We start from the raw sequence: 13,355 nt of genomic DNA, 5'->3' as shown, positions 1-13,355 counted from the left end.
TTATGGAATAAAAGGAGTGATGCTGGATGGACCGCAATGAGAAGGATAAATCCACACCTGGTAACAAAGCAAGCAGTGAGGACCAGAATGAACTGGATCCGTTTGAAATTAATTTCCTGCCGCAATTTTTGGAGGGTCGGGGGCCTAGGGAGCCGTTTGTCAATTCGCAAGGCGTAGTTATCGGGGATCATATGTATCAATCGGAAAATTCGCCGCTGGAGCAGTGGAGCAAAGAAACGGATCCTGTCGTTATGGCTGGCGATGAGTGGGTGCATCCTTTTAAGGATGTGGGGTTCCATACCGCGGAGAATCGCGATATTTTTGAGGAGGGCATTCCACCTCAGAGCGGCATTTTTATGCACCCTGATAAAGACGTCGCCTACCCAGCCTACAATAATGAGGCGGATGGCAGCGCAGGTGATGAAGCTCCAGCCAAGGCCGCGGCTAAAACTAACAAGGCTGCAAAAGATTAAAAGGCGCTCATAGGAAATGGCTACTTTGCTTTCATCTCTTACCGTTGTATAATAAGAACATATGATATTTTGTAAACCCATATGTAGGTAAAAGGAGTGAAAGTATAATGTCTATGTCATTTGAGTCATACATGAAGGATATGGTTCAACCGATGCGCGATGATTTGACTCGGATTGGAGTTACCGAGCTTCGCACACCGGAAGAAGTTGTTGAGAATTTGGAGGGTTCCAAAGGAACCACCTTGGTTATTGTTAATTCCGTCTGTGGTTGTGCTGCAGGCCAGTGCAGACCAGGCGTTGCCAAAGCTTTGCAGAATGATGTGAAACCGGATCAGCTGTTTACAGTATTTGCCGGTCAGGATAAAGAAGCAACGGCTAAAGCCCGCGAATACTTGGCTCCATATCCGCCGTCTTCTCCGTCTATCGCTTTGTTTAAGGATGGACAGTTGGTACATTTCATTCAACGCCACCAAATCGAAGACCGTTCTGCGGACATGATTGCTGCTGATCTGGTCGGAGCATTCGAAAACTACTGCAAATAAGCTTTAGCTTATTGAAACCAAGACTCCCGTCTTCAGCCGATATTATCGGTTAGACTGGGAGTTTTTTTCTATACGGAGGGCAGTCGTTTTTCACACATAACTTTGCAATCTTTTTCGTCTGGATTATACTAAAAGGAAAACGAGTGGGAGAGGTGCGTTTAAGATGAGCCTGCAGCAGGAAATTATCGCTAAGCTTGGCGTGAAGCCAGAAATCAATGTAGATGAAGAAATTCGCAAAAGAGTTGATTTTTTAAAGGACTATGTGCTGAAATCAGGTGTAAACGGGCTGCTTATTGCCATAAGCGGAGGAATTGACAGTGCCGTGGCAACAGGGCTGTGCATCCAAGCGACCAATGAATTGACCGAGGAAAAAGGTAAGGAATATAAAACAGTCGGAGTATTCCAGCCGTATGGCGAACAGGTGGATATCTCGGATAGCTATGCTGTAGCGGAAGCTTTTAACTTGAAATACAAGATCGAAACGAATATTGAAGAAGCAGTCAATGAGATTGCATTAGAAGCTGAGTTCGGCTTGAAATCCATCGGCGATTCCCGCCATTTGAGCCGCGGCGGCAAAGGCAATGTGAAGGCGAGAACCCGGATGGTGCTGCAATATGCATTGGCATTTGAACTGAATTTGCTGGTCGTAGGAACTGATCATGGATCAGAAGCAATCACCGGGTTCTTCACGAAATATGGCGATGGGGCTGTTGACATTACACCGTTAAGCACTTTGAACAAGCGCCAGGTTAGGGAGCTTGCAGCCAAGCTGGGAGTACCACAGAGCGTGTTGGACAAAGCGCCGACCGCAGGGCTGTGGGAAGGTCAAACGGATGAAGCTGAGCTTGGTATTACTTATGGAGCTAACAGCGCTTATTTGGAAGGTAAGACCATTGATCCTAAGGAACAAGAGAAGCTGGAGAAGCAATACTTAAAAACGGCGCACAAGCGTGAGCCGATTCCAGGAATTTAAGTGAGAAACAGACCGTGCGGCCGCACGGTCTGTTTTTTTTACGTCAATTTATTAGTTATCTCTAAACAATCGGTTTCTCTTGCTCTTTGGAATTTTCAAGGATCAAATGGTGGAATCGGAGGTTTTTGATGCCTTCCAATTAGCATACCAAGTTGAAATATGAGGTTGCGGCTCCGTTTCAAACTCCTCGTGAATCATTTTGTTCAAGGCGATAAACTGCTTTTCTACAGCAGTCCATTCCATACATTGGTCATATAATTTCATCAGAATAAAATATATTTCTTCCACATGCGGAAACAAGTATTGAATTCGGTTATACAGGATGATGGCCTCAGCTAACCTTCCTTGGTCTATCAAATGGTGACCGACTTCAAGGGCATGTTGATACCAAAGGATCCGCAGCCTCTCGCGTTCTCCTTCCGCCCATAGGTAATCATAGTCGATCAAGTAATCCCCGCGGTATTGGTCAAGTAAATCCAGATGATAGGCAAGTGTATCGGGTGTAATCGGAACAGCCGCTTGCAGAGTGGATTCCCATTCATCGGTATCTAGCTTCATACCATTAAGCTCAATCCGGTAGCCCTTATCCGAACTTAGAATGCGAGCGTCAAGCCCCAAGTCACGCAGTGTTTTGCGAATTTGATAAATAGCGGTATACAGCTGGGTATAACCCTTCTGAGCGTCTGTATCAGGCCACAGCAGCTCAATCAGTACATCTTTTCGCACAGGATGGAAGCGGCGGTGAACCAAATATGCGAACAGCTCCTGGGCTTTCGTTGTACGCCATTGAATAGATTTGGGCTGGTCGATATCGATCTGAAGATATTGAAAGCACCGGATCGTACCTTGTGAATCGTTAGTTTTGGCAGCGGGAGCTGCTGTGAGGCTTATAAGACGCCCGAGTGTGCGTGACAGTCTATCTTGCATGACCGGTTTAAGAATATAATCGATTGCATTAAGCTCGAACGCTTTGACTGCAAATTCTTCGTAGGCAGTAACGAAAACAATATTTATGAATGGCAGTCTGTTTTGCAGCTGCTCGGCAACTTCAATCCCGCTTAGTTCAGGCATATCAATATCGAGAAATACGACATCAGGCTCTTCGTCAAAAGCTGCATCGAGAGCTGCTCGGCTAGTTTGGTAGGAGCCAATGATTTCAATTTGGTTGGTTTTATTGAGCTGCCTCTCCAGATCGCGAAGCGCTAATTTCTCATCGTCAACGAGTATGGCTTTCATCTATTTGTACCTCCATAAAAGAGAGTAGGAACGGCCTGCAATTACTCCCTTGTTGTATCAGGAGTACATTAATATAAGAATATAGGATCATAGGACCATAGGAGAATAGGGCTATAGGATCATATGGATAAAACTTGTATGAATCAGATTCGTTTCCTTTAGGTATTATCGTATATTGACAGTAATAAAAACGTTAAATATTTCACGGAATCCAGATTTTTTCCAAATATTTTCCGAAACCGGTTTTGCGGGTTTGGATTTTTTGTTGTTGTCTATCGGATAAGAATACGCAGCTAATGGATGTTGATAACCGTGGATTCGATTATGTTCAATAATTGTTCAGAGCGCTAATGTATTATCGGAATCCTATGTGTATTAATCATTGTATTCGATGAAGCTGCGGTAAGAGCACAGGAGGGGGAGGCGAATGATCACGAGTAATGAGATGTTTTACGGTAAGCAATTGAAGCAGGATAAATTCAACCATTCCGGTATTCTCATAGTGCCGGCTAGGACACTGCTTGGTTTGGAACAATTGCAGGTTTTAAACCAGCATGGGATTTCATTGGATGAGCACGATGTCAACGAAGGAACCGAGAGAACCGATCATAGTGCACTTGTCGATGAAAGTGTCTTGATAATTGAGGAAATTTTTCAAGAAATACGTTACACGAAACAAATTCCTTTGTTAACTATTCGAAAGCAGATATTTCCAATGATTTACCATACTACGGAGCAGCCTAACCTGTTCGGTCTCTTCGCCTGCCTACAATCCAAAGATGACTATACGTTTCGTCACAACATTGGTGTGGGAGTTATTGCAACCCTTATCGGCAGGTGGCTTGAGTTGAAAGAAAATGTGTTGTCTCAACTAACGATAGCGGCAACTCTCCACGATGTGGGTAAGCTGAAAATACCGCTTGAGATACTCAATAAGCCCGATAAATTAACAACCGAGGAATTCGAGCTTATGAAACAGCATGCTTTTTTTGGTTATGAAATGATTAAGAATACAGTAGGGACAAACCAAAGAGAGGCGCTTGTTGCCTATCAGCATCATGAGAGACAGGATGGCAGCGGATATCCGTTGGGAATTAAGGGTGATGAGATTTCGTTCTTTAGCCGAATTGTTGCGGTTGCCGATGTTTTTCATGCAATGACCTCTAAGCGGGCCTATAGAAACGCAGCACCTTTTTACGAAACATTAAAACAAATGCATGATAATGCTTTTGGCGTTCTGGACCCCCAAATTATACGTTTGTTTATAGATAAAATTATGCAGTCCATTATTGGCAATGAAGTTTTACTAACAGACGGAAGAACAGGAACCATTGTAATGGTTAATCCCCATGATCCTCTTCATCCCTTGGTAAGCATGAGTTCAGGCTTTCTGGACTTAAGCAAACAATCCTCATGTCATATTGAACGCATACTCATCTAACTTTTAAAATAACGATCCGGTCTTATTGTAATATCAAGGCTGTTTCGGAAAGGAGCTGTAAAAGTAATTGCCGTTTGAAGGAAATTACAATTATTATCTCATCGCTCTTACGGTCGTAATTGCAATTATAGCCTCTTTCCTGGCGTTAAAATGTAATAAGCTTGAAAAAATGGCGTATACGGATGCTATGAGCGGCTTGGCGAACCGTAATGAGATGAAACGTTTTTTTGACAAGCAGAATGGAAAAGAAAGCATTGCTATCTTATTTCTTGACTTGGACCAATTTAAGGCGATAAATGACACGCTGGGACACAACATAGGCGATTTGCTGGTTAAAGCAGTGGGAAGCCGTTTGCATAGCTTTATAACCGGAAAACAACAGGTTTTTCGAATAGGCGGAGATGAATTTTTAATCATTTCCATAGACTGCCTTCAAGATGGAGCGGAACTACTAGCGAAGCAGATTTTTCAGAAAATAAAGGAGCCGTACTTTCTCGAAGGAAATGAGCTGACTATTACGGGAAGTATCGGCATCAGCATTGGCTCTGTTCAAGGCAGCGACCACTCGATACTGTTAAAAGCAGCGGATATTGCTATGTATAGAGCTAAAGGACTGGGTAGAGATCAGTATTATGTGTACCAAGAGGAAACGGGGATTCAAGCAGATCAAATGGAGGAAGATGACTAACAGCCCGATTTGTTCAATTATTGTTCAGAATCATTTGCTACCATAAATTTCGTTCAAGGTAGTACGACACTAACTGACAGTGTAAAGTTTGAAAGGAGAGAATGTTTTGAGGAAGAAGTGGAGAAAAAGTAGTCTTTTGTCATTTGTATTATCTATATTTATTGTATTTAATCTGGTAACTCCTGTATTTGCTGCCGGCGGATCAGCTGTAGGCATACAAGGAGATACATACTTCCAAGATACGGATAACTGGAACGGAAATATTACAGGCGATGGGGTGCCAACTCCTAGTGAAGAAGATTTGGATGTAGGCGGCAGCAAAATAAAAAATGGGGATGCCAAGTATCCTATCGAGTTTAAAGTAACAGGTGTTAACAAACAGCCGCAGAAAAGCGCCTATTTCCTCGTCCGCGCTCTTGATGTGGATGAATATGACGGCACCAGCAGCGCCAGTACCGGGGAATGGGACCGAGTTTATTTTTCCTCGAACCCTGCGGATATCCAATTAGGCGCTCCTTACACGGCATGGCCTACCAGCGGTAATGGTTGGAATAACGCTACGGCCAACTATAAAAAGGAATTTAAACAATCGGCCTATATCGGAGCGTTATCCGGCAATAACGATACATGGAATACTACTGTACTCAGTGTAGATCCTGCAACAATAACAGCGGATCACACCGAATACTTTGCCGGAATCTCCACCCATCATTATTATAAGGCTACTAATAGCTTTAATAGCGGGTGGGTTGTTCAAATTGACTGGGGCCAGCTTGTTATTGACGGCGGTGTCCGGGAGAATGGTGAAATAACCAAGGGCAACTTTCAGATCGTGAACGGCGTCATGAAAATTAATACAGAATTTATGCCCAAAGTGTCCGGCAACTTTGCTATGGAAGTCAGCTTGATTCGAAAAGAAATCATTGACGGAGAAGAAGTTGAACAGAATTTGGATACGGCCGTCCAACGGTTTAATGGCTCTGTGAAGGATGTAGCAAAGCCTTGGACAGGTATTTCGCTTGGGACAGGCCTTGATCCAAATAAAGAATATTTTATTAATATTTTACTGTTCGATGATCGTGGTGCTACGAAGGATAATAATAATACTAACATTCCTATTGATCCTGGGAAAGCACAGCATATATACAGAGTATCTACATTCGATCCGCAGGTAGCGGATATTACGAAGACGGGGCTCCCTCAGTACGAACCCGTAGTATTTACAGCGAATGACTTTAAGAATAAGTTTTCCAAGCTTAACAATGCCCCTAACGGAGATAATCTGACGAAGGTTCAAATCAAATCTTTGCCAGACCCTGCAAAAGGGAAGCTTGTGCTCGATGACGGCACTAACCCGCCTCAGGATATCACGGCTGATCAGGAGCTCAATGTAGCCAGCGAGCTGCCTAATCTTAAATTCATCCCGGTGAGTGGCGCTTTTACTAGTAAAGCAACCTTCCTCTGGAATGGATTCGACGGAACTCAATATGCCACTTTCGATGCCAATGTGAATATTACTCCCAATTTAGCACCAACACTTGGGAATATTACAAAAACTGCAAATAAAGGCGATACAATCAGCTTTGCACCAACCGATTTTACAGGCAAATATGTTGATACGGAAGCTCTGAATACTATTATACTCGTGACTTTACCGGATCCTGCGAAAGGGAAGGTAGTGCTTGATAACGGAGGCATACCGGTAACGGTTGCTGCTTATCAACCAATCCCTGCTACAGATCTAGGTAAACTAAAATTCATTCCTGAGCCGGGAATTACTGGAACAGTCGCTTTTGACTGGAACGCTTCAGATGGAGTCCAGTACGCTCATGAGCCGAAAACAGTTAACATTCTGATCAACAACCCGCCCGTCGTGGCAGATGTAACTAAAACAGGTCTCGCGGGAGCGGTCATTCATTTTAGCGCAGCTGATTTTTCAGTCCCCCCAGCCTACTTGGATGCAGATAATGATGACTTGGCACAAGTGAAGCTTACATTGCCTAGTAATTTCGATACTAAGGGTAAGCTGTGGTATACACCTGTTTCCAGCGCAGTCTATATCGCTCAGGGCTCTACAGTAACTATCACCAAAAGTCAGCTGAGCACACTGAAGTTTCAACCATCGGCAAGCCTGCCGAACGGCAGTACAGTCACATTTGACTGGAATGGGAATGATGGCAAGGTATTTGCAGCAGCATCTGCCCTTGTGAAAATCGCCTATAACGGCGTTCCTGTTGCCTCTGCTGTGGAGATCAGCGCGGAAGAGGGAACTCAACCGATTACAATTATTCTGAAGGGTTCCGATTTAGAGACGGTTACCGGCCTTGTTTACGGGATTCAGTCGAATCCGGCTAAAGGCACACTTGTTAAGGCAACCGTGAACAATCCGGATGGGGACAAATGGATTTATACACCGAATCCGACCTTTACAGGAACAGACAGCTTCACTTATACAGTGACGGACGGCAATGGACAAACAAGCCTGCCGGCAACTGTGCAAATAGAAGTGAACAAATCGCTTGACGGATGGGCAGGCAACAAAAATCAGGGAGATCCGACCGTTGTCAAAGTTATACCTGGGCAGCTGCTTCAGTTGTCAGCCGTAAGCTCGCTCAAAGCAGCTGAGGTTACAGCAACTGTTAATGGAAAACCTGTAGCCCTGACCCTTCTGAACCCGGCCACTTCTGCAAGCGACGGCTTCAAAAAATGGGGTACGGCTGCATACACACTGCCTGAAGGAACAACTCCGGGCGAATATACGGTAAGCTTCACAGCAGCAGCTGCAGATCATACAGTACTTCCTGCAGAGCCTGGCTCCAGGCTGGCAGATAATAAATTCAAGGCTGCAGAGCCGGCAGTTCTTAAGCTGAAAGCAGATCCGGAGAAAATTTTGGGTGATGGGAAGTCGACAACAAAGTTAACTGCAGTTCTAACGGATGTGCAGGGGAACCCTATTGCCAACTCAGAGGTTGTATTTAGCGCAACAGCCGGGGGATCTATTGTTGGTCCCGATCATGTTCTTACAGACAGTCAAGGTATCGCCATAGTTACCTTTAAATCCGATAAGATCAGTGGTGTAGCTGAGCGGCAGATTCCAGTTAAAGCGAATGTGCTTGATATACCGAAGGCCGTATATGCGCACGATCAAATTGCAATAACCTTCTTGCCTCCTACAATCAGCGGTGTGATCACAAAAGGAGATTCGCATCAGGCTGTCGCTGGAGCAACGGTTAGAGTGACGTTGGATATTAACGGGGACGGCAAGATTGAGCCAGGGGTCGATTTTGATCAGACGATTGTAACTCAAGCTGACGGATCTTATTCCTTACCGGTTCCTGAAGGGGACAGAGAGTACACGCTTGAATTCACCCAAACCGTAAATATCGGTGGCGTGGAAACTCCAGTAACCTATACGCAGAAAGCGGCGGTTGGAAGCGTGAACGGCGATGGGCATGACAACTTCGATTCCGAAGAAACCGTAACAGGTATTGTTCTATTCAAAAAGCAGAATGGTCAACCAAGCCTGTTCAATACGGATCTGACCCATAAAATGAAGGTCTATTTGAAGGATGCTCAAGGAAACTATATTTCTGAAGGAGACGGTAGTCCAAAAGGATTTGAACTACAAGGTCAAGGCGTATTCAATGCTTTCGGATTAAGCAAAGGCATGGTCTACAGCTTGGAAATCCGTTATGAAATTGAGCCAGGCCAGCAAATTGTCATTAAACGGAGTACGGTACAAGTTACGGCATCGGGTGAAATGAATATTTCCCAAGAGCTGGTCGATCCTTATGGAGTGATCACAGATGCAGTAACGAAGGAGGTTATACCAGGGGCCAAAGTAACGCTGTATTATGCGGACACGCAAAGAAACAAGGATAACGGTAAAACTCCACACACAGGTGTTGTGCTGCCGCCACTTTCGGGTTTTGCACCGAATGACAATAAGAGCCCTGAACAGCTCACCGATGCAACAGGCTTTTATGCCTACATGGTATACCCGGAAACGGATTATTATTTGGTTATAACCAAAGACGGTTATTTGGCGAAAACAAGCGATACAATCAAAGTTGATTCTGAGTTAGTCAAATACGATGCGGAGCTTGACCCGATTCGAAGATCATCCAGCAGGTCCGGAGGATCCTCTTACGTACCGGTTTCACCGGACGTAACCTTGAATCTTTCCGTTGATAAAAACATTGTAAAAGAAGGCGGTCAATCGATCATTACGGTTGATTACAAAAATCAATCCAGCTCGACTTTGGAAACCGGCGTAATCTCCATTACGCTTCCTGCTGGAGCGGAGCTGGTGAACGCAAATGGCGGAACAGTTGACGGTAGAACGATTTCCTGGAACGTCAATAATCTATCTGCTGGACAAGTAGGAAGCTTTAAGGTTGATGTGAAATGGGGGCTTCTGGCAGCATCAGATGCGAATTATGACATCCCGGGACAATTCATAGCTAATGGCAATGCTGCCAATGCTGTGAAGGTTGATTCAGCAGTGAAAGTCCAAGTGTTTTCAGACCGTTTCGATAATTTGAAGCATCAACGTTATATACTCGGTTATCCGAACGGCAAATTCCAACCGGATAACTCATTGACCCGTGCCGAGCTCGCTGCTATCGTGGCGAGATTGACGGAGAATGTTAAAGTAAGCGATGCTCTCACTTATAGTGATATTAATGAGGGACATTGGGCCGCAAATTACGTTAAGATTGCAACCAAGTATGGCTATTTCAGCGGGTTTGAAGATGGAAGCTTCCGTCCAGAGGCTCAAGTATCCAGAGGGGAATTGGCAGCTGTTATGACTCGTTTCTTGAGATTGAACGTGAGCGGGTCGGGCCAATTGCATTTCACAGATACTCAAGGCCATTGGGCTGGTGACGCAATTGAAGAGCTGTACCGCGGCAAGTTCCTCTCCGGTTATCCGGACGGAACGTTCAAGCCTCAAGACAGCATTCGCAGAGTCGAAGCAGTAACCATGATCAACCGCATGCTGTACCGCGGTCCATTGAAAGGAATTGAAGCATTGTTCCCGGATGTTACGGAAAGCCACTGGGGCTTTGGAGATGTGCAGGAAGCAACCTCTTCACATGAAGCGGTCCGTAATGCAGATGGAAGCGAGACTTGGAAGAGCAAGCTCTCAGACGACGTGCAATAAACCCATAATAATCAGCCGCGCTAGGGAAGGCGGCTGATTTTTTGTCGTATCAATCAATAGATTGATGCGGGAAAGGTTGCGTTCCACAGCTGAATTCGCTAGGATGTAACTATATTTAACGGTATAGAAACGAGGTTGCGCAATCGTTATGATCATCGGGGTCGGAACTGATTTGCTAGAGATTGCAAGAGTGAAGAAGATTATGGAGGGTACGTCCGGTGACAGGTTTGCCGCCCGTGTGCTTACGCCTGAAGAGCAGGAGCTAGCGAAGAAACGTCAGGGACGAATAGCTGAATTTGTAGCAGGCCGATTTGCCGCGAAAGAGGCGGTCAGTAAAGCGTTAGGCTGTGGCATTGGCAAGCAAGTGTCGCTGCAGGATATTGAAATCATTCCAGACCGGCTAGGCAAGCCAATTTGCCGTGTTAGCGCTGAGGCATTACACCGTTTAGAGCTAGAGCTGGAAACCACAGTCATCCATCTTAGTATTACTCATACGGAGTCTATTGCTATGGCCTATGCAGTAGTGGAATTAAGAGCGATTGGGAAGCGCGCATGATTTTTGAAGCTTAAGGCTAATTTGTATAGAAAAAAACATCCTGAACCTGCACTGAAATGCATGGTTGCTCGGATGTTTTTTTTATAATATCAGACTTATAAGTTTTCAGCGAAGCTGAAGAAGTCTGATATTGCAAGAAAAGCTACAATAAATACACGAATGTATCTTCCTTGAAAGGGCTTCGATCAGAAGCTTTTCTTATAATATCAGACTTATAAGTTTTCAGCGAAGCTGAAGAAGTCTGTTATTGCAAGAAAAGCTACCGCTTAGACACGAATGTATCTTCATCGAAAGGGCTTCGAATAGAAGCTTTTCTTATTACTTCTTCTCAGCCAGCCAACTGGCCAAGGCATCTATTTCCTCAGGCTTCAGCTTACCACCAAAGCCCGGCATCCCATTGCCGCCGCCAGTAATCTGTTTGGTGATTTGATCCTTGGTCAGATGGCCTCCAGCCTTCTGAAGATTGGTTTTCGGTCCAACTCTTCCTTCCAGACTATTGCCATGGCAGGATAGGCAGCTCTGCTTATACACCGACTGCACCTGCTCAGAGGCCCCTGCGAATGCCTCCGCTTGGCCGCTCGCCATGTTATTCTTAGCTCCTCCGAACGGCTGCTCGGCGTTTTTATCAACACTGCCGCACCCGGCAATAGCTGCAATAAGCAGCAGGGCTGCAGCAGCGCGTATTCCAGCTTGGCTGATTGTCATTTAGATACCTCCCGGGTTCTGGAGTTTCGATTCCAGCTGCGTATCATCCAAGCCACGGCAATCATGCTCAGTCCACCGAAGCCGCCAAGCAGCATCGAGGCAAAACCGAGATACCAAACCGCTACCACGGATGTAAGCAGGAATAACCATAGGCTCATGTAGATAAGCGGCTTGCCGAGCCAAATGGCCAGCTGGGCATAGGCGATTGCCAGAACGAATGATCTTAACAGCGGTGCAAAAAACGGATCCACCGCTTGTACATACTGGAGCACGCTGACGGCTCCTATACTCATAAGCAAGGGCAGCGCTGCCTTGCCGCCCTGGTCGGCAAGCTGTCGCCATTTGCCAGAACGAAGGCTGGCAATTAGAGCATACAGGCTGGCGGCCAAAGCCAACCAGACAGTAAGCTGCTGCCAGAGCTCAACGTCCTGCCATTGACCCCAAAAGCCAATGCATGAAGAAAGCACCCACTGGGTGCCCCATATATAAAGAAACACGGTGTAGGGCAGTCCCCAGCTTATATTGTTCAGCTGTAATAACTGATGTCCAGACGCTTGTCCAGTTTTCATATAACGATCACCTCATCCGCGCGAAACTGCTAAGCCGCTCACGTTTTATCACTTGGTAGCGTAGCATTTTTGAGCCGGACAAGTCAAACTTTGCAGAGGCTAATGATGGTCCGCGACAGGCGAGAAGCGATGCTTTTTGGCATAATCACGCGGTGAGACTCCGGTCACCTTTTTGAAGATTCGGCTGAAGTAAAATTCATCGGCGTATCCGACGCTGCCTGCAATAGATTTTAAGCGGTAATCGGATAGCACAAGCAGCTCCTTGGCACGGTCTACACGCAGATGTGTCAAATAATCAATCGGGCTGTAGCCAATGTGTTTTTTGAACAGTCTGGAATAATGGCTCACGCTCAAACCTGCTGATTGCGCCAGACCTTCTAGTGTCAGCGACTCTTGATAATGTCCGATCATATAGTCTTGAGTCTGCTCGATGGCAGCCGTTGTGTCTCCCGATATTTTTTGCGTCCGGAAATCTTGAATCAAGGTCATGAAAAATTCCAGAAGCAATATTTTTCGCCGCATAACGGTCATATGGCCTCTGCGCTTCCACAGCAGGTCGAGCTGCTCGAATAAATAAATCAGCTGCGGGGTATTCGTTACGGTGTACATTCCATCAAGCGGGAACGGGGAGTCCGCAGAGCTGCGATAAATCCACTGTTCCTTCTCTTCATAAGTTTCCGTATAATGAAAGCGGAGGAAGTAGTATTCGAGAGGCTGCTCAGGATCGGTCTGACGCTCAACTACCATTCCCGGGCTGAAGCAAAAGAACTTCCCAGGCTCAGCAGGGTAAAGCGTACCGTTTATTGTAAATGTACCTTTACCTTTGATGATTAGCCATATGGAATGATGTTGAATCGCTCTAGGAATCTGATGCCACTGTGGGCTGCATTTTTGATGACCGACAAGCAGGATGGAAATAACCAGTTTATTCAATCTTGCCGCCAGCTCACCGGGAGTTAACATTCGACTCACTCCTCGAGGGTTAATTTCAGATTATTTTATCATATG

The 13,355-nt window shown here is 45.5% G+C and carries 11 protein-coding genes; 7 read left to right on the top strand and 4 right to left on the bottom strand.

The annotated features are described in order from the left end of the window. Window positions 1–26 precede the first annotated feature (26 nt). The 3 genes from ACFQ0C_RS07885 (at window position 27) to nadE (ending at window position 1,988) form a co-directional block, all read left to right on the top strand. Window positions 27–473 (top strand): DUF3905 domain-containing protein, encoded by a 447-nt coding sequence (locus ACFQ0C_RS07885; RefSeq protein WP_379365607.1) that lies wholly within the window; start codon window positions 27–29, stop codon window positions 471–473. 107 nt (window positions 474–580) lie between these two features. Then, window positions 581–1,015: a BrxA/BrxB family bacilliredoxin gene (locus tag ACFQ0C_RS07880; RefSeq protein ID WP_379365605.1), complete on the top strand. Its 435-nt coding sequence runs from the start codon at window positions 581–583 to the stop codon at window positions 1,013–1,015. Window positions 1,016–1,178: 163 nt separating this feature from the next. After that, window positions 1,179–1,988 (top strand): ammonia-dependent NAD(+) synthetase, encoded by an 810-nt coding sequence (gene nadE / locus ACFQ0C_RS07875; protein ID WP_379365603.1) that lies wholly within the window; start codon window positions 1,179–1,181, stop codon window positions 1,986–1,988. Window positions 1,989–2,090: 102 nt separating this feature from the next. On the opposite strand, the gene ACFQ0C_RS07870 is transcribed toward nadE, so the two are convergent. Next, window positions 2,091–3,224: a response regulator gene (locus ACFQ0C_RS07870; RefSeq protein WP_379365601.1), complete on the bottom strand. Its 1,134-nt coding sequence runs from the start codon at window positions 3,222–3,224 to the stop codon at window positions 2,091–2,093. A 427-nt stretch (window positions 3,225–3,651) separates the two neighbouring features. Between ACFQ0C_RS07870 and ACFQ0C_RS07865 the strand changes: the two genes are divergently transcribed. The 4 genes from ACFQ0C_RS07865 (at window position 3,652) to acpS (ending at window position 11,073) form a co-directional block, all read left to right on the top strand. After that, window positions 3,652–4,665 carry an HD-GYP domain-containing protein gene (locus ACFQ0C_RS07865; protein ID WP_379365599.1) on the top strand — a complete coding sequence of 338 codons (1,014 nt, stop codon included), beginning with the start codon at window positions 3,652–3,654 and terminating at the stop codon, window positions 4,663–4,665. Between the two features lie 67 nt (window positions 4,666–4,732). Further along, a complete protein-coding gene (locus ACFQ0C_RS07860; protein WP_379365597.1) occupies window positions 4,733–5,353 on the top strand; it encodes a diguanylate cyclase domain-containing protein in 621 nt (206 codons plus the stop codon). A gap of 106 nt (window positions 5,354–5,459) precedes the next feature. Beyond that, window positions 5,460–10,517, top strand: coding sequence for an S-layer homology domain-containing protein (locus tag ACFQ0C_RS07855; protein WP_379365594.1), 5,058 nt, complete (start codon window positions 5,460–5,462; stop codon window positions 10,515–10,517). A gap of 148 nt (window positions 10,518–10,665) precedes the next feature. After that, window positions 10,666–11,073: a holo-ACP synthase gene (acpS, locus tag ACFQ0C_RS07850; protein ID WP_379365592.1), complete on the top strand. Its 408-nt coding sequence runs from the start codon at window positions 10,666–10,668 to the stop codon at window positions 11,071–11,073. Between the two features lie 318 nt (window positions 11,074–11,391). Here acpS and ACFQ0C_RS07845 read toward each other — a convergent pair whose 3' ends face one another. From ACFQ0C_RS07845 to ACFQ0C_RS07835, 3 genes are all read right to left on the bottom strand, one after another. Then, window positions 11,392–11,778 carry a c-type cytochrome gene (locus ACFQ0C_RS07845; RefSeq protein WP_379365590.1) on the bottom strand — a complete coding sequence of 129 codons (387 nt, stop codon included), beginning with the start codon at window positions 11,776–11,778 and terminating at the stop codon, window positions 11,392–11,394. Beyond that, a complete protein-coding gene (locus ACFQ0C_RS07840) occupies window positions 11,775–12,347 on the bottom strand; it encodes a hypothetical protein (protein ID WP_379365588.1) in 573 nt (190 codons plus the stop codon). The genes ACFQ0C_RS07845 and ACFQ0C_RS07840 overlap by 4 nt, the downstream gene beginning before the upstream one ends. Before the next feature lie 99 nt (window positions 12,348–12,446). After that, a complete protein-coding gene (locus ACFQ0C_RS07835) occupies window positions 12,447–13,310 on the bottom strand; it encodes a helix-turn-helix domain-containing protein (RefSeq protein WP_379365585.1) in 864 nt (287 codons plus the stop codon). Window positions 13,311–13,355: the final 45 nt, after the last annotated feature.

It is taken from the genome of Paenibacillus sp. GCM10027630 (genome assembly GCF_042676305.1).
Classification (GTDB): Bacteria; Bacillota; Bacilli; order Paenibacillales; family NBRC-103111; genus Paenibacillus_S.
Note: the sequence above shows the minus strand (reverse complement) of the source record. Positions and strands in the feature narration are given on the sequence as shown.

Coding starts and splice junctions, on each gene's coding strand:
- ACFQ0C_RS07885 (WP_379365607.1), top strand. CDS start 27: ATGGACCGCAATGAGAAGGATAAATCCACACCTGGTAACAAAGCAAGC.
- ACFQ0C_RS07880 (WP_379365605.1), top strand. CDS start 581: ATGTCTATGTCATTTGAGTCATACATGAAGGATATGGTTCAACCGATG.
- nadE (WP_379365603.1), top strand. CDS start 1,179: ATGAGCCTGCAGCAGGAAATTATCGCTAAGCTTGGCGTGAAGCCAGAA.
- ACFQ0C_RS07870 (WP_379365601.1), bottom strand. CDS start 3,224: ATGAAAGCCATACTCGTTGACGATGAGAAATTAGCGCTTCGCGATCTG.
- ACFQ0C_RS07865 (WP_379365599.1), top strand. CDS start 3,652: ATGATCACGAGTAATGAGATGTTTTACGGTAAGCAATTGAAGCAGGAT.
- acpS (WP_379365592.1), top strand. CDS start 10,666: ATGATCATCGGGGTCGGAACTGATTTGCTAGAGATTGCAAGAGTGAAG.
- ACFQ0C_RS07845 (WP_379365590.1), bottom strand. CDS start 11,778: ATGACAATCAGCCAAGCTGGAATACGCGCTGCTGCAGCCCTGCTGCTT.
- ACFQ0C_RS07840 (WP_379365588.1), bottom strand. CDS start 12,347: ATGAAAACTGGACAAGCGTCTGGACATCAGTTATTACAGCTGAACAAT.
- ACFQ0C_RS07835 (WP_379365585.1), bottom strand. CDS start 13,310: ATGTTAACTCCCGGTGAGCTGGCGGCAAGATTGAATAAACTGGTTATT.